This window comes from Streptomyces tsukubensis, assembly GCF_003932715.1.
GTDB lineage: Bacteria > Actinomycetota > Actinomycetes > Streptomycetales > Streptomycetaceae > Streptomyces > Streptomyces tsukubensis.
Map to the genome: position 1 here is coordinate 6,693,011 of NZ_CP020700.1, position 23,767 is coordinate 6,716,777.

Sequence of the window (23,767 nt, forward strand, 5' to 3'; positions counted from 1 at the left end):
CGGCACCGCCGAGCCCGGGACCCGCCCGGGACTTCGGGACCCGCCCGGGACCCCGGAACCGCCCGGCTACTCCTCCGGATAGCGGCGCGGCGTCCATACGACTTCCTCGCCGTCGCCGCGCCGTACCACCTGCGTCTGCGAGGAGCCGACCAGCAGGATCGTCCGCATGTCGACCTCGGCCGGGTCCAGATCCGCCAGCCTCACGATCCGCACCCGCTCACCCTCGCCGCCCACGTCCCGGGCCACGACGACCGGGGTGTCCGGGGCCCGGTGCTCAAGCAGCAGTTCCCGCGCCTTGCCCACCTGCCAGTTCCGGCTCCGGGAACCGGGGTTGTACAGCGCCAGCACCAGATCCGCGGCCGCGGCCGCGCGCAGCCGGCCGGCGATGACCTCCCAGGGCTTGAGCCGGTCCGAGAGGGAGACCGTCGCATAGTCGTGGCCCAGCGGGGCGCCCGCCCGGGCGGCGGCGGCGTTGGCCGCGGTCACCCCGGGCAGTACCCGTACCGGCACCTCGGTGTACTCCTCCGCGGACGCCACCTCCAGCACGGCCGTGGCCATCGCGAAGACCCCGGGGTCGCCGCCGGAGACGACGGCCACCCGCCTGCCCTGCCGGGCCAGTTGCAGCGCGAACTCCGCGCGCTCCGCCTCGACCCGGTTGTCGGAGCCGTGGCGCCGCTGGCCGGGGCGGACCGGCACCCGGTCCAGATAGGTGGTGTAGCCGACCAGGTCGTCGGCCGCGGCGAGGGCGCCGCGGGTCTCCGGCGTCAGCCAGAGCGGGCCCGCCGGACCGGTGCCGACCACGACGACCTCACCGGGTCCTTCCGGTTCCCGCTCGGCCGCCCCGGTGCCGATCCGGCTCGGCACGACCGCCACCGAGAAGTACGGAACCGACTCCTCCGCCACCTCGGAGAGAGCGGCCAGCCGCTCCCCGGCCATGGTGACCCGTTCCGCGTAACGGGCCTCGGGCAGCCGCCCCGACCTCTCCAGGGCCCGGCGGACCTTGGGGAAGGTCCGCCCCAGCTTCATCACCACGGCCGCGTCGGTGGCGGCGAGACGGGCCGTCAGCTCCTCCTCGGGCAGGGTGCCCGGCAGGATCGTCAGCACCTCCTCGGCCTCCGCGAGCGGGGTGCCCAGCCGGGCCGCCGCCGCCGATACCGAGGTCACCCCGGGGATCACCTCGGTGTCGTAGCGGTCGGCCAGCCGCTTGTGCATATGCATGTAGGAGCCGTAGAACAGCGGATCGCCCTCCGCGAGCACCGCGACCGTACGGCCCGCGTCCAGATGCTCCGCGAGCCGGGCCGACGCCTCGGCGTAGAAGTCCTCCATCGCACCCCGGTAGCCGCCGGGATGGTCGGTGGTCTCGGTGGTGAGCGGATAGACCAGGGCCTCCTCGACGTGGTCCGCCCGGATGTGCTCCGCCGCGATGGAACGGGCGATGGACCGGCCGTGCCGGGCGCTGTGATAGGCGATCACCTGCGCCTCCGCGATGGCCTGTACGGCCCGGACGGTCATCAGGGACGGGTCGCCGGGGCCGAGCCCCACCCCGTACAGCTTGCCGCTCATTCGTCCTCACTCGCGATCGCGTTGAGCGCCGCGGCGGCCATGGCGCTGCCACCGCGACGGCCCCGGACGACCAGGTGCTCCAGCCCGGACGGGTGCGCGGCCAGGGCGTCCTTGGACTCGGCCGCGCCGATGAAGCCGACGGGCACGCCGATGACGGCGGCCGGGCGGGGCGCGCCCTCGTCGATCATCTCCAGCAGACGGAAGAGCGCGGTCGGCGCATTGCCGACGGCGACCACGGATCCCTCCAGCCGGTCGCGCCACAGCTCCATGGCCGCGGCGCTGCGGGTGGTGCCGAGCTTCGCCGCCAGGGCGGGCACGGCCGGATCGCCGAGGGTGCACAGGACGTCGTTGTCCGCGGGCAGCCGCTTGCGGGTCACCCCGCTGGCGACCATCTGCACATCGCAGAAGATCGGCGCACCGGCGTGCAGGGCCTCCCGGGCGCGGGCGACCACACCGGGGGAGTGGGCGAGGTCGCGCACCAGGTCGACCATGCCGCAGGCGTGGATCATCCGGACCGCGACCCGGCTGACGTCGGCGGGCAGGGCCGCGAGGTCCGTCTCCGCGCGAATGGTGGCGAAGGACCGGCGGTAGATCTCCGCCCCGTCCTTCTCGTAGTCGTAGCTGGTCACGGTGTTCTTCTCGCTGCTCTCGGTCGGGTTCGCAGATGGTCGCAGTACGGCGGTCGTACGGCTCATGGGGTGATCGCCGCCAGTGCGGCGGCGAGCTGGTCGGGGTCGGCCAGGACGGCGGTGCGCGGCGGAAGTCCCGCGGTGCTGCCGGTGAGCCGGTAACCGCCGCCGGGGGCGGCCACCAGGTCGATCCGGTCTCCCGGCGGGCGGCCGCAGCGGCGTTCGCAGCCGGACCAGTACAGCGGCAGGGGGGAGCGCCCGGCGGCGGCCAGACCGCGGACCGCGTCCGCCCGGACGTCGGACCGCGACTTGGCGCAGCCCGGGCGGCCGATGCAGGCGCCGGTCCGCAGCCAGGGCGAGGCCGGGTCGGCGGCGAGACCGGTACGGGCGAGCCGGGCGAGCGCGGCCGCTGCCTCCGCCGCGCTCAGTCCCGGTACGGGGACGACGAGTCCGCGCCAGGGGGTGAGCCGGAGTTCGCCCGCGGACGTGCCCGCGGCGATCTCCGTCGCCTCCTGCCACTGCCCGGCCGTCAGCAGGCCCAGCGGGGCCTGGACGCAGAGCGCGGACCCGGAGATCCCGGGGACGGGCGCCCCGGGTCCGGACAGGTCCCGGGGCAGCGGTTCGGGTACGGAGCCGATGCCGTGGTCCGCCAGGGTGCCGCGGACCCGCCGCAGCAACTCGCCCGGCGCCAGGTCGAGTTCGGCGATGCGCCAGACCCGGGCCCCGGACTCCCGTACCCACTGCAGGAACGCTTCTGCAGTGAGCAGTGCCGCCCGCGGTGCCTCGTCTCCCGCGATCCGCAGCGCCTCGTCCGCCCCGCCCACGGCGAGCAGCGCCTCCCCGGCGGCCCCGGCTACGGCCCGTACCGTCACATCGGCGCCCAGCGCCGCCGTGTCCCCGCGCCCGTCGTCGAGCGCGAACAGGAACCGGCCCGACAGCGCCCGCGCCGCCGGGCTCGCGCACACCGCCGCGTCCAGGGCCGTCAGCCAGGGCCGCACATCCCGTACGCCCCGGCCGTCCAGACCGGACAGCGGCGAGGCGACGACATTGCGGACCCGCTCGTGCTCCGGCGACGGCAGCAGCCCGGCGGTGTCCAGCGCCGCCGCCAGCTCCGTACCGCAGCCGCCGCGCAGCCCCCGCAACTGCACATTGCCCCGCGAGGTCAGATGGAGCGCACCGTCGCCCAGCCGCCGCGCCGCGTCCAGCAGCGCACCGGCCTGTGCGGCGGTCAGCACACCGCCGGGCACCCGGACCCGGGCCAGCGCCCCGTCGTCCGCCTCGTGCAGCCTCAGGGTCCCCGGGCAGGCGTCGCCCCGGTCCCGTGCGACCGCTGTGGCCTGGGACGACGGAGGGAGGGGGGCCGTGGACATGGCGGCGAGCATACCGACCATCACACCGGATGCACCCTCCACCCTTTCCGGCCGTGGCCCTTACTATGCTCCTCGGCGGACCATCCGGTCCGCCATCGCCGCGACGGCGACAGGGGAGGAAGCCCGGTGCGATTCCGGCGCGGTCCCGCCACTGTGAGCCCGGCCCCCAGGGGCCGGGTGAGCCAGGAACTCCCGCCGTCCGATTACCGCCCGGGGCGCGGACCCCGAGGAAGGCCAGGCGCCGCATGATCCTGCTCCTGTCGACGTCCGACACCGACCTGCTCAGTGCGCGGGCGGCGGGCGGCCCGGTGCCGTACCGGTACGCCAACCCCTCCCGGCTCCCGCTGGACGACCTCCCCGCCCTCCTCGACGGCGCCGACCTGGTCGTCGTACGCCTCCTCGGCGGGCTGCGCGCCTGGCAGGACGGACTGGACCTGCTGCTCGCCCCGGACGCTTCCGGCGCCGCCCGCCCGGTCGTGGTCCTCTCCGGAGAACAGGCCCCCGACGCCTCGCTGATGGCCGCCTCCACCGTCCCCGTCGGCATCGCCGCCGAGGCCCACGCCTATCTCGCCCACGGCGGCCCGGCGAATCTGGAGCACCTCGCCCGCTTCCTCTCCGACACCGTGCTCCTCACCGGCCACGGCTTCGACGCCCCCGCTTCCGCCCCCACCTGGGGGCCCCTGGAGCGCACCCCCGGGCCGGACGGCGCCGGACCGGTGATCGCGGTGCTCTACTACCGCGCCCACCACATGAGCGGCAACACCGGCTTCGTCCACGCCCTGTGCGACGCCGTCGAGGAGGCGGGCGGCCGCCCGCTGCCGCTGTACGTGGCCTCCCTCCGGGCCCCCGAGCCCGAGCTGATCGACGCACTGCGGGCCGCCGACGCCGTCGTCACCACCGTCCTCGCCGCGGGCGGCACCCGGCCCGCCGAAGCCTCCGCGGGCGGCGACGACGAATCCTGGGACGCGGGCCCCCTGACCTCCCTCGACGTACCCGTCCTCCAGGCCCTGTGCCTCACCGGCTCCCGGTCGGTCTGGGAGGAGAACGACGAAGGCGTCTCCCCGCTCGACGCCGCCAGCCAGATAGCCGTGCCCGAATTCGACGGCCGGCTGATCACGGTCCCGTTCTCCTTCAAGGAGATCGACGCCGACGGACTCCCGGTGTACGCCGCCGACCCCGAGCGCGCCGCCCGCGTCGCCGGGATCGCCGTCCGCCACGCCCGCCTCCGCCATATCCCGGCCGCCGACAAGCGGATCGCGCTCGTCCTCTCCGCGTACCCCACCAAGCACTCCCGGATCGGGAACGCCGTCGGCCTCGACACCCCCGCCAGCGCCGTCGCCCTGCTGCGCCGGCTCCGCGACGAGGGCTACGACTTCGGCGGCGCCGATATCCCCGGACTCGCCTCCGGCGACGGCGACGAACTGATCCGCGCGCTCATCGAGGCCGGCGGCCACGACCAGGACTGGCTCACCGAGGAGCAGCTCGCCCGCAATCCGGTCCGCATCCCCGCCGCCGACTACCGGCGCTGGTTCGCCGCCCTGCCCGAAGAGCTGCGCACCGCCGTCGAGGAACACTGGGGACCGGCCCCGGGCGAGATGTTCGTCGACCGCAGCGCCAATCCGGACGGCGATATCGTCCTGGCCGCCCTGCGCTACGGCAATCTGCTGATCGTCATCCAGCCCCCGCGCGGCTTCGGCGAGAACCCCGTCGCCATCTACCACGACCCCGATCTGCCGCCGTCCCACCACTATCTGGCCGCCTACCGCTGGATGGCCGCCCCGGCCGCCGACGGCGGCTTCGGCGCGGACGCCATGATCCACCTGGGCAAGCACGGCAATCTGGAGTGGCTGCCCGGGAAGAACGCCGGACTCTCCGCCGCCTGCGGGCCCGACGCCGCACTCGGTGATCTGCCGCTGGTCTACCCCTTCCTGGTCAACGACCCCGGTGAGGGCACCCAGGCCAAGCGCCGCGCCCACGCCACCCTCGTCGACCACCTCGTCCCGCCGATGGCCCGTGCCGACTCCTACGGCGATATCGCCCGGCTGGAACAGCTCCTCGACGAGTACGCCCAGATCTCGTCCATGGACCCGGCGAAGCTCCCCGCCATCCGCGCCCAGATCTGGACCCTCATCCAGGCCGCCCGGCTCGACCACGACCTGGGTCTGGCGAACCGCCCCGACGACGACGGCTTCGACGACTTCCTCCTCCATGTCGACGGCTGGCTGTGCGAGGTCAAGGACGCCCAGATCCGCGACGGACTGCATGTCCTGGGCGCCGCGCCCACCGGGAACGACCGGGTCAACCTGGTCCTCGCCATCCTGCGCGCCCGCCAGATCTGGGGCGGCACCACCGCGCTGCCCGGACTCCGCGAGGCCCTCGGCCTCGACGAGTCGGCGGCCACCCGCACCACGGCCGACGCGGCCGAGGAGCAGGCCAGGGCCCTGGTCCAGGCGATGGACGACGCGGGCTGGGACCCGGCGGCCGTACCGGCGGAGCACGGCGAACAGGTCGCCGCCGTGCTGGACTTCGCCGCCCGCGAGGTCGTACCGCGGCTGGCGGCCACCACCGCCGAACTCGACCACACCGTCCACGCCCTGAACGGCGGCTTCGTGCCCGCCGGTCCCTCCGGCTCGCCCCTGCGCGGGCTGGTCAACGTGCTGCCGACCGGCCGCAACTTCTACTCGGTCGACCCCAAGGCCGTGCCCTCCCGGCTGGCCTGGGAGACCGGACAGGCCCTCGCGGACTCCCTCCTGGAGCGCTACCGCGCCGACAACGGCGACTGGCCCACCTCCGTCGGCCTCTCCCTCTGGGGCACCAGCGCCATGCGCACCGCGGGCGACGATGTCGCGGAGGCCCTCGCCCTGCTCGGCGTCCGCCCCGTCTGGGACGACGCCTCGCGCCGGGTCACGGGCCTGGAGCCGGTCCCGTACGAGGAACTGGGCCGCCCCCGGATCGACGTCACCCTGCGGATCTCGGGCTTCTTCCGCGATGCCTTCCCGCACACCGTCGGCCTCCTCGACGACGCGGTACGCCTGGTGGCCGGGCTCGACGAACCCGCCGAGGCCAACCACGTACGCGCCCATGTCCGGGCCGATCTGGCGGACCACGGCGACGAACGCCGCGCCACCACCCGGATCTTCGGCTCCCGCCCCGGTACCTACGGCGCCGGACTGCTCCAGCTCATCGACTCCCGGGACTGGCGCACCGACGCCGACCTCGCGGAGGTCTACACGGTCTGGGGCGGCTACGCCTACGGCCGCGGTCTCGACGGCAGGCCCGCCCGCGACGAGATGGAGACGGCGTACCGGCGGATCGCGGTCGCGGCGAAGAACACCGACACCCGCGAACACGACATCGCCGACTCCGACGACTACTTCCAGTACCACGGCGGCATGGTGGCCACGGTCCGCGCCCTGCGCGGTACCGCCCCCGAGGCGTACATCGGTGACTCGACCCGCCCCGAGACGGTCCGCACCCGCACCCTGGTGGAGGAGGTGTCCCGGGTCTTCCGGGCCCGCGTCGTCAACCCCCGGTGGATCGAAGCGATGCGCCGCCACGGCTACAAGGGCGCCTTCGAACTCGCCGCCACCGTCGACTACCTCTTCGGCTACGACGCCACCACGGGGGTCGTGGCGGACTGGATGTACGACAAGCTCACCGAGGAGTACGTCCTGGACCCGGTCAACCGGGACTTCCTGCAGCAGGCCAACCCCTGGGCCCTGCACGGAATAGCCGAACGGCTGCTGGAGGCGGAGTCGCGCGGTATGTGGGAGAAGCCGGACCCGGCGGTGCTGGAAGCGCTGCGCCAGGTCTATCTGGAGACGGAGGGGGAGCTGGAGGGCGAGGACTGAGGCTCCCGCCCCCCGGGACCTGTTCCCCAGGGCCCGCCCCGCCCCCCGGCGGGGCGGGCACCTACCCGGGACGAGCGGGTCTCCGGCCGCATTGCAGGCGGCCGGAGACCCGCTCTCACACCGGGGGGCTCATGCCTCCGTCACCCGGATCGCCGCACTCCCGGACCCGACGGCCGCCGGTGCTTCCCGCGCGAAGGATTCCGTCTACGCATCGGGCCGCCAGTCGAACGGGAAGTGCTTGCTGGACCCACCGCGGTACTCGGCGGAGAAGTCGAAGCCCTCGGCGCGGTCGTCGTCCACCACACCCCAGGTCGCGATCTGACCGGGCCCCACCTCCGCCCCCGGGGCGTTGATCAGCTGCACCCGGCGGTTCGGGTCGGCGGTGGGCCCGGTCAGCGCGACGGCACCCACGCTCACCTTGTCGGAGACGGTCGCGCGCCAGTACGCGAGGTCGTCGGCGGCGTCCCAGCGGATCGGGGCGTACTTCACCTCGCGGACCTCGGTGATCAGCGAACCGAACTTGCCCGGCCAGCCGCCGACATTGCCGCGGAAGATCTCCTCCAGCGCATCGCGCTGCTCCTGCGTCCCCTTCGCGTCGATGTAGAACATCGCCGTCATGGTGGCGTCGGGGTCGTCCACCCACATGTTCCCGTGGAACTCTCCGAGCGCCACGATGCCCAGGCCGTCCAGGCGCACATCCCCGAAGTGCCCCTCGTGGATCTGCCAGACGAGCGTGAACCGGCAGGTGCCGCCGGTCGGAGCCTGCGCGAAGGTGCAGGGACAGGGCATCGAACAGCTGCAGACGTCGAACCACTCGCCCTTGAGATGCCAATTCGTTTCGCTCATCGGCCTTCCCCTCCAATCGTGATACCCCGGCGGGGTATGCATATGGGGAGGCTAAGCCGCTGTCCGTGACCGTGTCAAATACCCATGGGGGGTATGTAGTTGGCGGAAAATCCCCTTGCGGCGGACCCCGGTGCGATGAACCTTCCCGCACCGGCGGCCCGGTCCGCCGCCGGGACGACGAACGGCCCCTGGTCCTGGCCTGTCCGGCCGCCGCCGCCGTGGTCGCCGCATGCACGGCGTGACAGCCCCTACCGGTCGGCACGGGTACGGACCCGGGCGGGCTCACCCGCGCCCGGCGCCCGTACCCGTGCTGGTATGTGCACGGCGGTATTCGCCGGGCGTCATCCCGTAGGCCGCCCGGAAGGACCGGCTGAACTCCGGTGCCGTCAGACACCAGCGGGCCGCGATCGTCCCGATGGGGTGGCCGGCCCAGCGGGGGTCGGTGAGTTCGGCCCGGGCGTGTTCGAGGCGCTGTTGCCGGATCAGTGACCCGACGGTGGTGTCCTCGGTCCGGAAGATGCGGTGCAGATAGCCGGTGGAGATGTGGTGGGCCGCGGCGACGGCGGACGGGGACAGGGCGGGGTCGCCCAGGTTCTGCTGGATGAAGGCCCTGATCCGCAGGACGGTCGTGGCCCGGTTGATGTGCTCCGGCAGGGCCGCGCCGCTCTCCGCTCCCTGGGCCAGTACGGCGGCCACCAGGTCCGCGACGGCCGACCCGAGCCGCGGCCCGTCCGTGAGCCGGTACTCGGGGAGGTCCTGCACGAGCTGCCGGAGGAAGTGCGACAGCAGGGAGCCGACGCCGTGGGAGTCCGGTACGGGTATCCCCACGGAGCGGTCCGCGAGCCGCCGGGGCAGCGGCAGCACGGCCTTGGGCACCTCGACCCCGATCATCAGGATCCGGCCCCGTGCCGCTCCGGAACGGATCTCGACCGGGCGTGAGGAGTCGCTGGTGTGAAAGGTCCCCGGACCGGCCCGCAGCGTTCGGTCGCCCCAGTCGGCCACCCCCTCGCCGCGGAGCATCAGGGTCAGGTGGTAGCTCTCGGGGTCCGACTGCCGGATGAGCTTCCGGGTCCGGCGGAAGACCACGGGCGGGAAGGCCGCGGGCCACACCGTCACATCCCCCAGCGCGATGACGCGTTGACGCGCCAGGAAATCGTCGGAGCGCTCGCTGCTCAGGTCCATGGGCGCATGCGTGTGGCTCAGCAGATCGCGCCAGTGGGCGAAGCGGTCCGACGGGGCGAGGTGGCCGTTCGAGTACGCGACCGTGGGCAGCGGCACGGACGAGGGCGGGGGCGGGATCGTCCAGGACACGGCGGGCTCCTTTCCGGGGCGGTACGGGCGTGCGGTGCACCGGCGTCGAGTTCACTCTGGCGCAAGAAACGTGTCACCGGATGCCAATGACAGTACGGGCCGATGCGGGCGACCCTGGGGGCGACAGGGACGCGCCTCCGGCGCCCGCGGTCCGTCACGGTGTCACCGGCAGCATCCGGTATCCGACGACCTGGACCGGACCGGCGTGACCAGGATCTGCGGAGGAGGCACCGTGACCACCGATGACCGGAGAAGGAAGAGGGACGGGTGTCCGCACCGGTCCGCTCGCACTCTGCGCGGTGGCGGCCACCGCCCCCGGCCCTGGGAGCCGGGCCGGGCCGGGCACCCCGGGCGTCCCGGCCGGGCCACCCGGATCCCGGTGTCCCCTCCCGGCCCTGCCGCCGCCGGAGGGGGCGGGCCCGCCGAGCCGTCGGCGCACCCCTGGTCCGTGCGCATCCGGTCGTTCCACATCGCCGCCCTGGCCCTGATGTCCGTCCTGCTCACGCTGATCGCGGCGCCGCCCGCGGCCGCCGCGCCCGGAACCTGCTCCGAGCAGGGGAACTACGAGGTCTGCGTCACCTACGGCGGCCCGGGCAACGTCGACACCCTGATCCCCCGCAAAATCAAGGCGAAGATCGACGCGACGGCGACGACACCGCAGAGCGGCGACTACATCCGGGTCGCCATGTACACCTGGGACAACAGCGGATACGGCACGGAGATCGCCGACTCCCTGGTGCGGGCCGCGCAGAACGGCGTCAGCGTCCGCATCGTCGTCGGCTCGGTCGACCAGACCCTCCGCACCAAGTTCGTCAACGCCGGTATCGACCTGCGGACCTGCCCGGACGCCTGTATGAAGAACCCCGACGGCACCTGGAGCGGGGCCATGCACAACAAGTTCTTCGTGATCCGGAAGGGCGCCACCGAACTGGTCCTCCAGACCTCGGCAAACCTCAGCGACTGGCAGGCCCAGCACGCCCAGAACATGCTGATCGTCCGTGACGATCCGGCGCTCTTCGCGGGCTACGTCAACTACTGGCGCCGGCTGTACGACCAGGACTGGACCTGGTCCGGCACGACCTGGGGCGACGACGACAAGTCGCCGTACGGCACCAACGGGAACTCCCGCGCGTACTTCTTCCCCCAGTACACCAAACAGCCCCTGGTCGGGGTGCTGGCCGGGGTGACCGACTGCGCCGCGGGCAACGACCGGATCTGGATGGAAGCCAGCATCTTCGACAACAGCGACCACTCCCGGGACATCATCGCCCAGCTGAACCGGCTCCGCGGTATCGGCTGCGACGTCAAGGTCGTCGTCCAGGAGGCGTCCTCCCGGAACCTGCTGCTGGCGAACGGCGTGCCCGGCACCGACATCAGCTGCGACGGCTGGCACCACAACAAGCTGCTGGTGATCGACGCGAAGTACGGCGGGGCCTGGAACAAGGCGGTGTTCACCGGGTCGTACAACCCGACCGCGAACTCCAACTACCGCGCCAACGACGCGATGCTGCGGGTCATGGACGGCTGGGCCACCAACCGGTACATCGACCAGTTCCGGCAGCTGTGGACCAACCCCCGGACCTGCGACACGGCGTAGACCGCACCGAATCCCGCCCGGTCGCGGTCCACCGGACTCAGCCGCCCGCCCCGGCGCCGCCCCGCTCCCACCAGTCGGCGCAGTAGCGTGTACGGCATACGCGGAACGGTCGTACTCAGGGAGGACGGGGGGTCGGAGTGGCAGGCTGGTCGGTGCTCTGCGCGGAGATGGACACGGTCAAGCGGAGACTCAAGGCCCACGACAGGCGTGCCCTCTGGCCCCATGAGCCCCGCCGACCCCCTGCCCCGCCGGAACGCATCGCGGGCATCGCCACGGTGACGCTCTGTCCGGTGGACCCCGACTACGCGGCCTTCCTCCGGCACGCCGACGGCTGGCCGGGCATCCTCCAGGACATCGACCTCTTCGGCACCCGGGACTTCGGCACCAGCGCCTACGCCGATGCCGAGGAGTCGGTGAGGACGATCCAAGAAGTGGCCCGGATCGAACGGGACCGGGGCTTCTCCCGGCTGGTTCCCATCGGCGCGTCACGCGACGACATCGACGTCCTGGTCCTGCACGGCAACGGGAAGCCGGACCGCCGGAATCCCGTCAGCTGGTTCGCGGGCGGCGAGGTCGAAAGATATCCGACCTTCACCGACTTCTTCCTGGCCATGATCGCCGCGAACGAAGCGGAAGCCGATTTCCTGGCCCGGCCCGGCCGCCCCGGCCCGTGCTCCGCCACGGTGGGCAACCGCCTTCGGCCACTGCGTCGCTGACGGGACCGCGGCGGACCCGGGGCACGGTGGCCGCACACGCGGGCGCCGGCCGGCCGGCACCCCCCTTGCGGACCGAAACCGTCCGCAAGGCTCGCTACGGTGCAGCCATGGCCCCGAAGGCAACCACGCCCCCTCCCGTCCTCGACGACCGCGCCCTGAACCGTGCCGTCCTCGCCCGGCAGTTGCTGCTGCGGCGCGTTCCCCGGTCCGAGACCACCGTCGAGCAGGCCGTCGGCCGGCTCGTCGGGCTGCAGGCGCAGAACGTCAGGCCCCCCTACTACGCCCTCGCCGCCCGGCTCGCGGACTTCGCCCCCGCCGAGCTGTCGGAGCCGATGGCCGACCGCCGCATCGTCCGGATCGTCACCCTGCGCTCCACCATCCACACCCACACCGCCGACGACGCGCTCGCCCTGCGCCCGCTGCTCCAGGCGGGCGGCCCCGACCGCGAGCTGAAGGCGTTCCGCGCCCGCGGCGGGCTCGACGGGGTCGACCTCGACCGGCTCGGGGCGATCGCCCGGGAGCTGGTCGAGGCCGAGCCGCGGACCATGAAGGAGCTGCGGGACGCGCTGCTCGCCCACTGGCCGGACGCCGACCCGCCCTCGCTGTCGGTCGCCGCCCGCTGCCTCCTGCCGCTGGTGCAGGTCACCCCGCGCGGACTGTGGGGGCGGAGCGGACAGGTCAGACTGACGACCGTCACCCACTGGCTGGGGCGCGAGCCCGGACCTCCCGCCTCCCTGGACGACACCGTGCTGCGCTATCTCGCCGCCTTCGGGCCCGCCTCCGTGAAGGACTTCCAGAGCTGGTCGGGACTGACCCGGACCCGGGACGCCTTCGAGCGGCTCCGCCCCGGTCTTGCGGTCTTCGGCAGCGAGCACGGCGCCGAACTCTTCGACCTGCCCGAAGCGCCGCGCCCCGCCGCGGACACTCCGGCGCCGCCGCGCTTCCTCCCCGAGTACGACAATCTGCTGCTCTCGCACGCCGACCGGCGCCGCGTCGTCGCCGACGACCGCCACGCGGGCCTCACCTGGAAGGGCAACCAGTCCTATCCGGTCTTCCTCGTGGACGGTTTCCTCGCCGGGGTCTGGCGCCTGGACGAGGACCCGAGGACCGGGACGGCGGCGCTGGTGATGGAGCCCTTCGGTGAACCGTCCGCGGAACGGCGGGCGGAGCTGACCGAGGAGGCGGAGCGGACCCTCGCGGTGCTCGCCCCCGGCTCCGCCGCGTACGACGTCCGCTTCGGGACGGTACGCGGCTGAACCGGCCCGCCGGACCGGCCGCCGTCACTGGCGGATGTCACAGCCCGATGTCCCGCGCCCTCAGGTCCTCGTACGTCTCCCGCCGCACCAGCAGTCTGGCCCGTCCTTCCCGGACGGCGACGACCGGCGGGCGCCCCGCCGCGGGGCAGCCCGCCGCCGGTACCCCGCGGGCCCCGGACCCGGGGAGCGCCAGCAGATCCCCGGGCCGTACGTCCTCCGGGAGTTCGACGCCGTCGGCGAGTACGTCCCCCGGCCCGCCGAGACGGCCCACCACGGTCGCCGTCCGCATCGGCGCCGAGGACACCCGGCCGATCATCCGGACCGACGGCGCCGGTCCGGGGCCGTCGTCCCGGCCGCCGTCGACGGCGACCAGCGTCCGGCCGCCGGGCGTCCGCCCGGTCGCCAGGACCCGGTGGAGCGCCACCCCCGCGGGTGCGATCAGCGAACGGCCCGGCTCGACCGTGATCCGCGGTACGGGGAGATCCGACTCGGCACAGGCCCGCAGCAGTTCGCCCTGGATCCGGCGGGCGTAGGTGCCCGGCGCCCGGCCGGGGGCGAAACCGCCGCCGAGGACCAGCTCCGGCAGTGCGACACCGCACCGCTCCCGGATCCGTGCCAGCAGGGCCACCAGCCGGCGTACGGCACGCGCGTACGGCTCCGGGGACGCGGCGCCGGAGCCCGGATCGCAGTGGAGGCCGACCAGCTCCAGACAGGGCTGCCCCAGGACGCGGGCCGCGGCGTCCTCCGCCTCCCCGCCCGCCGCCGAAAGGCCGAACTCCCCCTCCGCCCCGTCCCCGGGCCGGACCCGGATCAGGACCTGCTGCGGCTCCGGCCCGGGGACCTGCGACGCCAGCCGGGCGATCTCGCACGGCGAGTCGATGACGATCCGGCCCACCCCGAGCCGTAGCGCGGTCCGCAGGTCCCGCGGCGACTTCGCGGCGCCGTGCAGCACCATCCGGTCCATGGGGAAACCGCGGGAGGCCGCCAGTTCCAGCTCGTCGGCGGAGCGTACGGCCAGACCGAGGCCCTCGTCCGCCATCCAGTCCACCACCGCCCGGCAGAGGAACGCCTCCGCCGCGTAGACCACGTCGGCGTCCGGCAGCGCCCGCCGCCAGGCCCGGGCCCCGGCCCGTACCTCCTCCTCGTCGAGTACGTGGACGGGGGTGCCGTACCGCTCGGCGGGCCCGGTCAGTGGTACGCCTGCCAGGGCGACGTCCCCGCCGGGCCGGGCCACGGCGGATGCGGGCCACACCGGGGGGCCGGCGAACTCGGGGAAAGACACGGGCGCGGGCACCGGTATCGCGGGTACCGCCGTCATCCGTACACCTCCGGAAGGGACACACAGGAACAAGGCAGGAACAGGCAGGAACAGGAAGGAAACAGGGGGGCCGTCAGTCCGAGAACGGGTGCACCAGGGCGGACACCGGTCGCGAAGGCCCCGCCGGGGCGGGGTCCTGGCCGTGCCGCCGGGCGCAGGGCTGTGCCGTGCGCGGGGGCCGGGAGGTGCCGGGGAAGGGGGCCGTGAACTGCGGGTCCACCGTCACCAGGGCCACACCGAGGGGCTCCGCCAGACCGCGCAGCGCCGGTTCCGCGAGCCTGATCCACCGGGCCCGCGGCCCCAGTGCGGCGGCGAGCCGCTCGGGGCTGGTGAAGCCGACGGCCGTGCGCAGGCCGACCGGGGTGCGCATGAAACGCAGCTGGTGTCCTCCGGCGGAGCCGATCCTGACCGGTACGTACAGCGGCCCCGCCGGGCGGCGTTCGTCGGGGTCCGCGCCGTCGCCGGACGCGGTGGTCTCAGAGGTGAGGGTGGTCATGGTGTGCGGTCCTCCAGAAAGGGTGTCTCGGCCACCGAAGCTATGCCCGTAACGGGACGGTACGGACGGTCCATGACGCGTCGCTGACCTTCAGGGGGCGACTTTTGACGCCTTCCTGGCGCGGGACGGGCCCGGCCCCGCCCGGACGGTCCTTCGAAGGGGCCGGGGCGCGGGGGGACCCGTACCGCTCCCGTGCTTGTTACCGTCTGCGTATGCCGGACCGATTCCTCGCCCCCGCGGACCTGACCGCCCTGCCTCGCGCCGAGTTCGCCTTCCCCGGCCCGCTGCGCGACCGGCTCGTCGCCGCGATCCTGGACGGTGCCAAGACCGCCACCACGGGCCTGCTGGCCGAGTACGAGCGGGAGGACGAGCCGCTGCCCGCGGCCGGGGAGCTTGCGGTGGTCGTCGACTCCGAGGACTGCCCCGTCGCCGTCATCGAGGTGACCGGGGTCCGGGTCGTCCCGCTGGGCGAGGTCGACCTCGGCCATGTGGTCGCCGAGGGCGAGGGCGACACCACGATCGCGCAGTGGCGGACCGCCCACGAACACTTCTGGCACGGCGACGGGATGCGCGCGGCCCTGGGGGACCCGGACTTCACCGTGGACGACACCACACGGACGGTCCTGGAGCGCTTCCAGGTGATCGCAGACCTCCGCCCTGCGGCGGCCCTGCCCGAGTAACGGCGTTACGGAGCAGGGCTGTTCGCGGGCGCAGGGGTACGGAAGCCGCCGGAACGACCTTCCGTGTCCGGCGGCGGCCCTGCCCGAGTAACGGCGGTACGGGCCAGGCCTGTTCGCCGCTCCAAGGACGAGGAACCCGCCGGAACGGCCTTCCGCTCCCGGGGGTGTGCCCGACCGGGACCCGTAGACCCGTACTCCCGGCTACGGCAGCAGACCCGCCCTGCGCGCCGCCACCACCGCCTCCAGCCGGGTGTGCGCGCCGAGTTTGCGCATCGCGCCGCGGAGGTAGCCCTTCACCGTCTCCGGGCGCAGCCCCAGCCGTTCCGCGGTCGCCCCGTTCGTCGCGCCCGACGCGACACAGGCGAGGACGTCCAGCTCGCGCGGGGCCAGCGTCGGCCGCGCCGGCGCCTGCGCCGGGGGGCCCGCCGGAACGGTCGCGCCGGACAGCCGGCCGCAGACCCCGAGGATCGTGTCCCGCAGCACCGGATCCGTCACCTGCGTCGCCAGGGCCCGCAGCTCCGTGTGGATCTGGCGGACCTCCTCCCAGCAGCCGCTGTCCGCGACCGGCTCCCGGGCGGACGCGAGGAGCACCTGCACCTCGTCCCGGACGACGAGGGCCTGTTCCACGTCCCGCGCCGCGGACACCGCCGCGTCGAAGACCCGGTCCCCCAGGACGACGGGCCTGCGCAGCGCCCCGTACAGCACCCCCCGTACCCGGCGGCGGACGACGACCGGCACCGCCAGCACCGACCGCAGTCCCTCCGCCGAGACCGCCGCGTCGTATTCGTGGCTGATATGCCGCGACTCCTGGTAGTCCGTGACCGCGCAGGGCCGGGAGAGCGCGATCGACTTTCCGCCCAGGCCACTGCCCGCCGAGATGCCCAGTCCGTGCAGTGCGGCCGTCTGCGCCCCGCTGACCTGGGCGATGCGCAATCGGTGGGGGTCGTTCAGCAGTCCGCCGAACACCACGGGCAATCCGCTGGTGCGGCGCAGTCGCACCAGCGCCCCCTGCATTTCCACCGACTCGGCCGGATCCGGCATGGCCCTGCTTCCCTCAAGACTCGCCTCGTGTCCTCACCACCCCCGATCGGGGGTGGTGAGACCTACGTCACTGATTACACGATGCTACTGAGTGGTGCGGCAAGGAGGAGGTCACATGGTGACAGGCAGCGCGACGCAGGAGTTCCGGGCGGCCCGGGACTTCCTGCTGCGGCACCGGGAGGACTACCGGAGCGCGTACGACGGCTTCGTCTGGCCGCGGCCGGAGCACTTCAACTGGGCGCTCGACTGGTTCGACGTGATCGCCGCCGGCAACGACCGCACCGCGCTCCACCTCGTCGACGAGGACGGCACCGAGACCCGGCTGAGCTTCACCGAACTGTCGCAGCGCTCCGACCGGGTCGCCAACTGGCTGCGTGAGCAGGGTGTACGGGCCGGACACCGGATGCTGGTGATGCTCGGCAACCAGGTCGAGCTCTGGGAGACCGCGCTCGCCGCGATGAAGCTGCGGGCCGTCGTCGTCCCCGCCACCCCGCTGCTGGGCCCGGTCGATCTGCGCGACCGCGTCCGGCGCGGGCGCGTCTCCCATGTCCTCGTACGCTCCGAGGACGTCCCCAAGTTCGCCGAGGTGTCGGGGGACTACACGCGGATCGCGGTCGGTGAACCGGTCGGCGGCTGGCTTCCGTACGACGACGCCTACGGCGCCGGGACGGGATTCGCCCCCGACGGTCCCACCCGTTCGGACGACCCCCTGATGCTCTACTTCACCTCCGGCACCACCGCTCGCCCCAAGCTCGTGGAGCACACCCACACCTCGTACCCCATCGGGCATCTGGCGACGATGTACTGGATCGGGCTGCGCCCGGGCGATGTCCATCTCAATATCTCGTCTCCGGGCTGGGCGAAGCACGCCTGGTCGAACCTCTTCGCCCCGTGGAACGCGGAGGCGACCGTCTTCGTCCACACCTACCGGCGGTTCGACGCGGCGCGGCTGATGGCCGAGATGAACCGGGCGGGCGTCACGACCTTCTGTGCCCCGCCCACGGTCTGGCGGATGCTCATCCAGGCCGATCTGAAGCTGCTGCGGAATCCGCCCCGTGAGGTCGTCGCGGCGGGCGAGCCGCTGAACCCCGAGGTCATCGAGGTCGTCCGGCGGGAGTGGGGGGTCACCGTCCGGGACGGCTTCGGGCAGACGGAGACCGCGGTCCAGGTCGCCAACAGCCCCGGCCAACTGCTGAAGGCGGGGTCCATGGGGCGGCCGAGCCCCGGCTATACGGTCGAACTGCTCGACCCGCTGACCGGCAGGCCCGGTGCCCGGGAGGGCGAGATCGCCCTCGACCTGTCGGCCCGTCCGGTGGGTCTGATGAAGGGCTACCACGGCGATCCGCGGCGCACCGCCGACGCCATGGCCGGCGGCTACTACCGCACCGGGGACATCGGAGCCCGGGACAACGACGGCTACATCACCTACATCGGCCGCTCCGACGACGTCTTCAAGGCCTCGGACTACAAGATCTCCCCCTTCGAGCTGGAGAGCGCGCTGCTGGAGCACGAGGCGGTGGCGGAGGCGGCGGTGGTGCCCGCGCCCGATCCGGTGCGGCTCGCCGTGCCCAAGGCGTACATCGTCCTCACGGAGGGCTGGGAGCCGGGTCCCGAGACCGCGAAGGAGCTGTTCCGGCACGCGCGCTCGGTCCTCGCCCCGTACAAACGCGTCCGGCGCATCGAGTTCGCCGAACTGCCCAAGACCGTCTCCGGCAAGATCCGGCGGATCGAGCTGCGCGAACGCACCGCCACCGGTGCCGTCACCACGGAGTACGACGAGGGGGACTACCGATGACAGTGATACAGGACCGGCCCGCGGCGGCCGGACCGGACGAAGGGACAGGGCTCTCGTACGACCATGGAACCGGCGGCGGACCGCTCATCGGTGACACCATCGGACGCAACCTCGACCGCGCGGTCGCCGCCTTCCCGGAGCGGGAGGCGCTGGTCGACGTACCGTCGGGGCGGCGGTGGACGTACGCGGAGTTCGGCGCGGACGTCGACCGGCTCGCCCGCGCGCTCCTGGGCCACGGCGTCGCCCGCGGCGACCGCGTCGGCATCTGGGCGGTCAACTGCCCCGAGTGGGTGCTGGTGCAGTACGCCACCGCCCGGATCGGCGCGATCATGGTCAATATCAACCCCGCCTACCGGTCCCATGAACTCGCCTACGTCCTGCGGCAGGCGGGGATCTCGGTGCTCTGTGCCTCGCAGCGGCACAAGACCAGCGACTACCGCGCCCTGGTGGACGAGGTCCGCGGCGACTGCCCCGGGCTGCGGTCCGTCCACTACATCGGGGACGCCTCCTGGGACGCGCTGCTGGCCGCGGGCACCGGAGTGACGGACGCGGCGCTCGCCGACCGCGAGGCCGCCCTGTCCTGCGACGACCCGGTCAACATCCAGTACACCTCCGGCACCACCGGCTTCCCCAAGGGCGCCACCCTCTCCCACCACAACATCCTCAACAACGGCTGGTTCGTGGGGGAGAGCCTCGGCTACACGGAGAAGGACCGGATATGCATACCGGTGCCCTTCTACCACTGCTTCGGCATGGTCATGGGCAATCTGGCGGCCACCTCCCACGGCGCGTGCATGGTGATCCCCGCGCCGTCCTTCGACCCCGGCGCCACGCTGGCGGCCGTCGCCGCCGAACGCTGTACATCGCTGTACGGGGTCCCGACGATGTTCATCGCCGAACTCGACCACCCCGGCTTCGCCGGCCACGATCTGTCGTCCCTGCGCACCGGCATCATGGCGGGCTCGCCCTGCCCGGTCCGGGTGATGGAGCGGGTCGTCGCCGAGATGAACATGGCCGGGGTCGCCATCTGCTACGGGATGACGGAGACCTCACCGGTCTCCACCCAGACCCGCCGCGACGACGATCTCGAACGGCGCACCGGCACCGTGGGCCGCGCCCTGCCGCATATCGAGGTGAAGATCGTGGACCCGGTGAGCGGGGTGACCCTGCCGCGGGGCGAGGCGGGGGAGCTGTGCACCCGCGGCTACAGCGTGATGCTGGGCTACTGGGGCGAACCGGAGCGCACGGCCGAGGTGATCGACTCCGGACGGTGGATGCATACGGGCGATCTGGCCGTGATGCGGCCCGACGGCTTCGTCCAGATCGTCGGCCGGATCAAAGACATGATCATCCGGGGTGGTGAGAACGTCTATCCGCGGGAGGTCGAGGAGTTCCTCCACCGGCATCCGCAGATAGCGGATGTGCAGGTGGTGGGGGTGCCCGATCCGCGGTACGGGGAGGAGGTCCTCGCCTGCGTGGTCCCCCGGGACCCGGCGGACCCGCCGACCCTGGACACCGTCACGGCCTTCTGCGACCAGCGGCTCGCCCACTACAAGATCCCGCGCAGGCTGGAGATCGTCGACGCCTTCCCGATGACGGTGAGCGGAAAGGTCCGGAAGGTGGAGCTCCGGGAGCGGTACGGGGCGGGCTGACGCCCGTCCGGACGCCGGGGCCGGTAGCGGTGCGTCGGTCTCCCGTGGCGCGGGCAGCACCGGCGGTCCGCGCCCGGGCGGGCCCGGGCGGGCCCGGAGAGGCGTCAGCGCGAGCCGGCCGGCGGCAGATCGCGGCGCATGCAGACCCGCGGCCAGCGGTCCAGGCCGTGTTCCTTCTCCGCGCGCCGGATCTCCCGCAGCCCGTCGGTGAGCTCGGGCTCGGCCAGCTCCCGGAAGCCGATCCGCGTGTAGTACGGGGCGTTCCACGGCACTTCGGAGAAGGTCGTCAGGGTCAGCCCGGTCAGTCCCTCGGCCGCCGCCCGCTCCCCGAGGTGGTCGATCAGCGCCCGGCCCAGCCCTCGGTGCGCGGCGTCCGGGTGGACCGACACCTGCTCGACATGAGCGGCCCCGTCGACGGTGTCGTGGATCAGATAGGCAATCGGCCTGTCGTCGCTGTCGCTGTCGCTGTCGCCGTCGACGGCGACCCAGGCGCGGCCGGCCGCGCGATAGCGCTCCAGGACGGCCGTCGCGGGCGGTTCGTCGTCCGCGATCTCCACCATGCCCAGCTCGCGGAACGGTTCACCGGCGGCCCGTTCGATGTCCTGGAGGCGGGGCAGATCGGCGGCCTCGGCCCGTCGTATGCGCATGGGCGACAGTATCCACCGGCAGGCCTCCCGCTCGGCCCGCCGGGGGCCGCTCCCGGCCCGCCGGTGGCGGGCGGGCGTCAGGGCGGCCCGGCCGCGGCGAGCCGCCGGGCCGCGCCGTTCACCGGCTGCGGTTCGCCCGCGAGGTCCACCACGAAGAGCGGTATCCCGAGGCCGTCCGCGCGGGCCAGGGCCTCGTCGGTGTAACCGGCGAGCGCGAAGTGGACCGGGGTCGCCGCCGCGGTCAGACCGTTGAGCCAGAGGCACTCCACATCGCGCAGCGTCGTACGGAGCGTGGACGGTTCGACCTGGGCGACGACGCCCCGGCCGCGGAGATCGGTGCCCGCCGGGAGGCGCGGCCCGGCGGGGAACCCGGAGCGCGGCTCGGGCTGGTGCACCACCTGCGGGACCACGTCGTCGAAGCCCAGCCAGACCAGATACCGCGCGGCCGTGTCGACCGCGTCCCGGGCGGTACGGATCGGGACCGGGCGGAAGGCGGGACGCGCGTCGGCGTTCCCGGAGCGGGGCGCGGGCACGCGTTCGGCCGGATCCGGCCCGGCGTCGCCGGCCGGCTGCGGGCCGGTGGCGGCGGGCCCCGGCCGGTCCAGATCCTCCGGCGGCGTATCCGCCGTCCGTACGCCGGGCCGGAGCAGCGTCCCGCAGGGGCAGCCCACTTCGGGCCGGGGCCAGTCGTTCTCCTCGCCGCACTCCTCGCAGCGGACGGTCACCCACTCCTCGTCCCAGACCCGGCGGTGCAGCACCGCGGGTTCGGCGGTGCTCAGCAGCGGGACGGCCACCGGGGCGCCGCAGGGACAGGGGTAGTGGGGGGAGGTGTAGCGGTGGTCCCGATGGCAGTCGGGGCAGCGCACTCGGACCGGCTCGGCCGCCGTCATGGCGTCCCTCTCCTTCGCAGCCGTACGTCCGCGCGGCGGGGGGTACGGGCTCCGCCGCGCGGCGGTCGTCGTCGCAGCGCCGGTCACGGCGCCGGTCGTTCGGTCGGGTCCATGGTCCCGCACCCGGAAGGCACCGCGGGAGCCCCTCCGCCCGCGCCTTGACGCTGTCCGGAGCGCCTTCTACATTGATTTCACATAACAGAATTCAACTTCCGCATCGTGGAAATCGTCGAGCCTGGGTGGCGGAGGCTCCGCGGTGGGGTCCGAGCAGAATCGGGGGGCACAGATGCCTCGTATGACCGCTGCCCGCGCGGCAGTCGAGATCCTCAAGCGGGAGGGCGTCACCCAGGCCTTCGGTGTGCCGGGGGCCGCGATCAACCCCTTCTACAAGGCGCTGAAGGAGGGCGGTGGCATCAACCACACCCTCGCCCGCCATGTCGAAGGCGCCTCCCATATGGCCGAGGGCTACACCCGGACCCGGCCCGGGAACATCGGGGTGTGCATCGGGACGTCGGGACCGGCCGGCACCGACATGATCACCGGGCTGTACTCGGCCATCGGGGACTCCATTCCGATCCTCTGCATCACCGGCCAGGCGCCCACCGCGGTGATGCACAAGGAGGACTTCCAGGCCGTCGACATCGCCGCGATCGCCCGGCCCGTCACCAAGGCCGCCACCACGGTCATGGAGGCCGCGCAGGTGCCCGGCGTCTTCCAGCAGGCGTTCCATCTGATGCGCTCGGGCCGTCCCGGCCCGGTCCTGATCGACCTGCCGCTGGACGTCCAGCAGACCGAGATCGAATTCGACCCGGAGACCTACGCCCCGCTGCCGGTCCACCGGCCCGCCGCCACCCGCCCCCAGGCCGCCAAGGCCCTGGCCATGCTGCTGGCGGCCGAACGGCCGCTGATCGTGGCGGGCGGCGGAGTGATCAACGCCGACGCGTCCGCGCTGCTGGTGGAGTTCGCCGAGCTGACCGGGGTGCCCGTCGTCCCGACCCTGATGGGCTGGGGCACGATCCCCGACGACCACGACCTCAACGCGGGCATGGTGGGCCTCCAGACCTCCCACCGCTACGGCAACGCCACCTTCCTGGACTCCGACTTCGTCCTCGGTATCGGCAACCGCTGGGCCAACCGCCACACCGGAGGCCTGGACGTCTACACCCGCGGCCGGACCTTCGTCCACGTCGATATCGAACCCACCCAGATCGGCCGGATCTTCGCCCCGGACTACGGAATCGTCTCCGACGCCCGCGCCGCGCTCACCCTCTTCGTGGAGCTGGCCCGTGAGCACCGGGACGCGGGCACCTTGCCCGACCGCTCCGACTGGGCGGCAGCCGCCCGGCGGCGCAAGGCGACCCTCCAGCGGCGCACCCACTTCGACGACGTGCCGATGAAACCGCAGCGGGTCTACGAGGAGATGAACCGCGCCTTCGGACCCGAGACGCGGTACGTGACCACCATCGGGCTCTCCCAGATCGCGGGCGCCCAGCTCCTCCACGTCTACCGGCCGCGCCATTGGATCAACTGCGGCCAGGCCGGCCCGCTGGGCTGGACCATCCCGGCCGCCCTCGGCGTCGCCACCGCCGACCCGGAGGCGTCCGTCGTCGCGCTCTCCGGCGACTACGACTTCCAGTTCATGCTGGAGGAGCTGGCCGTCGGCGCGCAGCACCGCATCCCGTACGTCCACGTCCTGGTCAACAACGCCTATCTCGGCCTGATCCGGCAGGCCCAGCGGAATCTGGACATCGACTTCCAGGTGAACCTGGAGTTCGAGAACATCAACTCGCCCGAGCTGGGCGTCTACGGCGTCGACCACGTCAAGGTCGTCGAGGGCCTGGGCTGCAAGGCGCTCCGCGTCACCGAACCGGACGCGCTGCTGCCCGCGTTCGAGGAGGCGAAGAAGCTCGCGGCCGAGTACCGGGTGCCGGTGGTCGTGGAGGCGATCCTGGAGCGGGTCACCAATATCTCGATGGGCGTGCAGATCGACGCGGTCAACGAGTGGGAGCCGCTGGCGACGGACCCGTCCCACGCCCCGACCTCGGTCCTGCCGCTGGAGCTCTGACCCCGCGACGGCCCCACGACGGCCCCGCGCCCCCGGCCTCGGAT

Annotated in this window: 18 protein-coding genes and 1 riboswitch; of the genes, 8 read left to right on the forward strand and 10 right to left on the reverse strand. The window is 73.2% G+C overall.

What is annotated here, in order from left to right; all coding sequences use genetic code 11:
* Positions 1-66: 66 nt before the first annotated feature.
* The 3 genes from B7R87_RS27810 to cobG form a co-directional block, all read right to left on the reverse strand.
* Complete coding sequence (locus tag B7R87_RS27810; RefSeq protein ID WP_006345695.1) at positions 67-1,563, reverse strand: precorrin-2 C(20)-methyltransferase; 1,497 nt, start codon at positions 1,561-1,563, stop codon at positions 67-69.
* Positions 1,560-2,192 (reverse strand): precorrin-8X methylmutase, encoded by a 633-nt coding sequence (locus B7R87_RS27815; protein WP_006345694.1) that lies wholly within the window; start codon positions 2,190-2,192, stop codon positions 1,560-1,562. The genes B7R87_RS27810 and B7R87_RS27815 overlap by 4 nt, the downstream gene beginning before the upstream one ends.
* Before the next feature lie 62 nt (positions 2,193-2,254).
* A complete protein-coding gene (gene cobG, locus B7R87_RS27820) occupies positions 2,255-3,574 on the reverse strand; it encodes a precorrin-3B synthase (RefSeq protein ID WP_187144601.1) in 1,320 nt (439 codons plus the stop codon).
* Between the two features lie 103 nt (positions 3,575-3,677).
* Positions 3,678-3,754, forward strand: a riboswitch (cobalamin riboswitch).
* 53 nt (positions 3,755-3,807) lie between these two features.
* Between cobG and cobN the strand changes: the two genes are divergently transcribed.
* The gene (gene cobN, locus B7R87_RS27825; RefSeq protein ID WP_006345692.1) at positions 3,808-7,413 is read left to right on the forward strand and encodes a cobaltochelatase subunit CobN; all 3,606 of its coding nucleotides are present in this window, start codon (positions 3,808-3,810) and stop codon (positions 7,411-7,413) included.
* Positions 7,414-7,617: 204 nt separating this feature from the next.
* On the opposite strand, the gene B7R87_RS27830 is transcribed toward cobN, so the two are convergent.
* Together B7R87_RS27830 and B7R87_RS27835 are read right to left on the reverse strand one after the other, a co-directional pair.
* The gene (locus B7R87_RS27830; RefSeq protein ID WP_006345691.1) at positions 7,618-8,259 is read right to left on the reverse strand and encodes a DUF1326 domain-containing protein; all 642 of its coding nucleotides are present in this window, start codon (positions 8,257-8,259) and stop codon (positions 7,618-7,620) included.
* Between the two features lie 282 nt (positions 8,260-8,541).
* The gene (locus B7R87_RS27835; RefSeq protein WP_006345690.1) at positions 8,542-9,570 is read right to left on the reverse strand and encodes an AraC-like ligand-binding domain-containing protein; all 1,029 of its coding nucleotides are present in this window, start codon (positions 9,568-9,570) and stop codon (positions 8,542-8,544) included.
* 448 nt (positions 9,571-10,018) lie between these two features.
* Here B7R87_RS27835 and B7R87_RS27840 point away from each other — a divergent pair, with 448 nt between their 5' ends.
* The 3 genes from B7R87_RS27840 to B7R87_RS27850 all read left to right on the forward strand — a co-directional run bounded on the left by B7R87_RS27840 (position 10,019) and on the right by B7R87_RS27850 (position 13,139).
* Positions 10,019-11,167 (forward strand): phospholipase D-like domain-containing protein, encoded by a 1,149-nt coding sequence (locus tag B7R87_RS27840; protein WP_006345689.1) that lies wholly within the window; start codon positions 10,019-10,021, stop codon positions 11,165-11,167.
* A 137-nt stretch (positions 11,168-11,304) separates the two neighbouring features.
* Positions 11,305-11,883, forward strand: coding sequence for an SMI1/KNR4 family protein (locus B7R87_RS33240; protein ID WP_006345688.1), 579 nt, complete (start codon positions 11,305-11,307; stop codon positions 11,881-11,883).
* 107 nt (positions 11,884-11,990) lie between these two features.
* Entirely contained in the window at positions 11,991-13,139 is a 1,149-nt protein-coding gene (locus B7R87_RS27850) for a winged helix DNA-binding domain-containing protein (RefSeq protein WP_006345687.1), read from the forward strand.
* A gap of 37 nt (positions 13,140-13,176) precedes the next feature.
* On the opposite strand, the gene B7R87_RS27855 is transcribed toward B7R87_RS27850, so the two are convergent.
* Both B7R87_RS27855 and B7R87_RS27860 read right to left on the reverse strand, forming a co-directional pair.
* Positions 13,177-14,457: a diaminopimelate decarboxylase family protein gene (locus B7R87_RS27855; RefSeq protein WP_006345686.1), complete on the reverse strand. Its 1,281-nt coding sequence runs from the start codon at positions 14,455-14,457 to the stop codon at positions 13,177-13,179.
* A 73-nt stretch (positions 14,458-14,530) separates the two neighbouring features.
* A complete protein-coding gene (locus tag B7R87_RS27860; RefSeq protein ID WP_006345685.1) occupies positions 14,531-14,953 on the reverse strand; it encodes an SAV_915 family protein in 423 nt (140 codons plus the stop codon).
* Between the two features lie 212 nt (positions 14,954-15,165).
* Between B7R87_RS27860 and B7R87_RS27865 the strand changes: the two genes are divergently transcribed.
* On the forward strand, positions 15,166-15,633 hold the full coding sequence (locus B7R87_RS27865) for an ASCH domain-containing protein (protein ID WP_006345684.1): 468 nt from the start codon (positions 15,166-15,168) through the stop codon (positions 15,631-15,633).
* Between the two features lie 201 nt (positions 15,634-15,834).
* On the opposite strand, the gene B7R87_RS27870 is transcribed toward B7R87_RS27865, so the two are convergent.
* The gene (locus tag B7R87_RS27870; RefSeq protein WP_130584707.1) at positions 15,835-16,674 is read right to left on the reverse strand and encodes a helix-turn-helix transcriptional regulator; all 840 of its coding nucleotides are present in this window, start codon (positions 16,672-16,674) and stop codon (positions 15,835-15,837) included.
* A 115-nt stretch (positions 16,675-16,789) separates the two neighbouring features.
* Here B7R87_RS27870 and B7R87_RS27875 point away from each other — a divergent pair, with 115 nt between their 5' ends.
* Both B7R87_RS27875 and B7R87_RS27880 read left to right on the forward strand, forming a co-directional pair.
* Positions 16,790-18,469 (forward strand): AMP-binding protein, encoded by a 1,680-nt coding sequence (locus B7R87_RS27875; RefSeq protein ID WP_006345681.1) that lies wholly within the window; start codon positions 16,790-16,792, stop codon positions 18,467-18,469.
* A complete protein-coding gene (locus B7R87_RS27880) occupies positions 18,466-20,121 on the forward strand; it encodes an AMP-binding protein (protein ID WP_006345680.1) in 1,656 nt (551 codons plus the stop codon). Before B7R87_RS27875 ends, B7R87_RS27880 begins: the two co-directional genes overlap by 4 nt.
* Positions 20,122-20,225: 104 nt before the next feature.
* Here the strand turns inward: B7R87_RS27880 and B7R87_RS27885 are convergent, their stop codons facing one another.
* Both B7R87_RS27885 and B7R87_RS27890 read right to left on the reverse strand, forming a co-directional pair.
* The gene (locus B7R87_RS27885) at positions 20,226-20,768 is read right to left on the reverse strand and encodes a GNAT family N-acetyltransferase (protein WP_006345679.1); all 543 of its coding nucleotides are present in this window, start codon (positions 20,766-20,768) and stop codon (positions 20,226-20,228) included.
* 77 nt (positions 20,769-20,845) lie between these two features.
* Positions 20,846-21,658 (reverse strand): SIR2 family protein, encoded by an 813-nt coding sequence (locus B7R87_RS27890; protein ID WP_130584708.1) that lies wholly within the window; start codon positions 21,656-21,658, stop codon positions 20,846-20,848.
* A 286-nt stretch (positions 21,659-21,944) separates the two neighbouring features.
* On the opposite strand from B7R87_RS27890, the gene gcl reads away from it, so the two are divergent.
* The gene (gene gcl / locus B7R87_RS27895) at positions 21,945-23,723 is read left to right on the forward strand and encodes a glyoxylate carboligase (RefSeq protein WP_006345677.1); all 1,779 of its coding nucleotides are present in this window, start codon (positions 21,945-21,947) and stop codon (positions 23,721-23,723) included.
* The last annotated feature ends 44 nt before the right edge of the window (positions 23,724-23,767 follow it).

Coding starts and splice junctions, on each gene's coding strand:
- B7R87_RS27850 (WP_006345687.1), top strand. CDS start 11,991: ATGGCCCCGAAGGCAACCACGCCCCCTCCCGTCCTCGACGACCGCGCC.
- B7R87_RS27830 (WP_006345691.1), bottom strand. CDS start 8,259: ATGAGCGAAACGAATTGGCATCTCAAGGGCGAGTGGTTCGACGTCTGC.
- B7R87_RS27890 (WP_130584708.1), bottom strand. CDS start 21,658: ATGACGGCGGCCGAGCCGGTCCGAGTGCGCTGCCCCGACTGCCATCGG.
- B7R87_RS27875 (WP_006345681.1), top strand. CDS start 16,790: ATGGTGACAGGCAGCGCGACGCAGGAGTTCCGGGCGGCCCGGGACTTC.
- cobG (WP_187144601.1), bottom strand. CDS start 3,574: ATGCTCGCCGCCATGTCCACGGCCCCCCTCCCTCCGTCGTCCCAGGCC.
- B7R87_RS27880 (WP_006345680.1), top strand. CDS start 18,466: ATGACAGTGATACAGGACCGGCCCGCGGCGGCCGGACCGGACGAAGGG.
- B7R87_RS27885 (WP_006345679.1), bottom strand. CDS start 20,768: ATGCGCATACGACGGGCCGAGGCCGCCGATCTGCCCCGCCTCCAGGAC.
- B7R87_RS27860 (WP_006345685.1), bottom strand. CDS start 14,953: ATGACCACCCTCACCTCTGAGACCACCGCGTCCGGCGACGGCGCGGAC.
- B7R87_RS27855 (WP_006345686.1), bottom strand. CDS start 14,457: ATGACGGCGGTACCCGCGATACCGGTGCCCGCGCCCGTGTCTTTCCCC.
- B7R87_RS27865 (WP_006345684.1), top strand. CDS start 15,166: ATGCCGGACCGATTCCTCGCCCCCGCGGACCTGACCGCCCTGCCTCGC.
- B7R87_RS27810 (WP_006345695.1), bottom strand. CDS start 1,563: ATGAGCGGCAAGCTGTACGGGGTGGGGCTCGGCCCCGGCGACCCGTCC.
- gcl (WP_006345677.1), top strand. CDS start 21,945: ATGCCTCGTATGACCGCTGCCCGCGCGGCAGTCGAGATCCTCAAGCGG.
- cobN (WP_006345692.1), top strand. CDS start 3,808: ATGATCCTGCTCCTGTCGACGTCCGACACCGACCTGCTCAGTGCGCGG.
- B7R87_RS27870 (WP_130584707.1), bottom strand. CDS start 16,674: ATGCCGGATCCGGCCGAGTCGGTGGAAATGCAGGGGGCGCTGGTGCGA.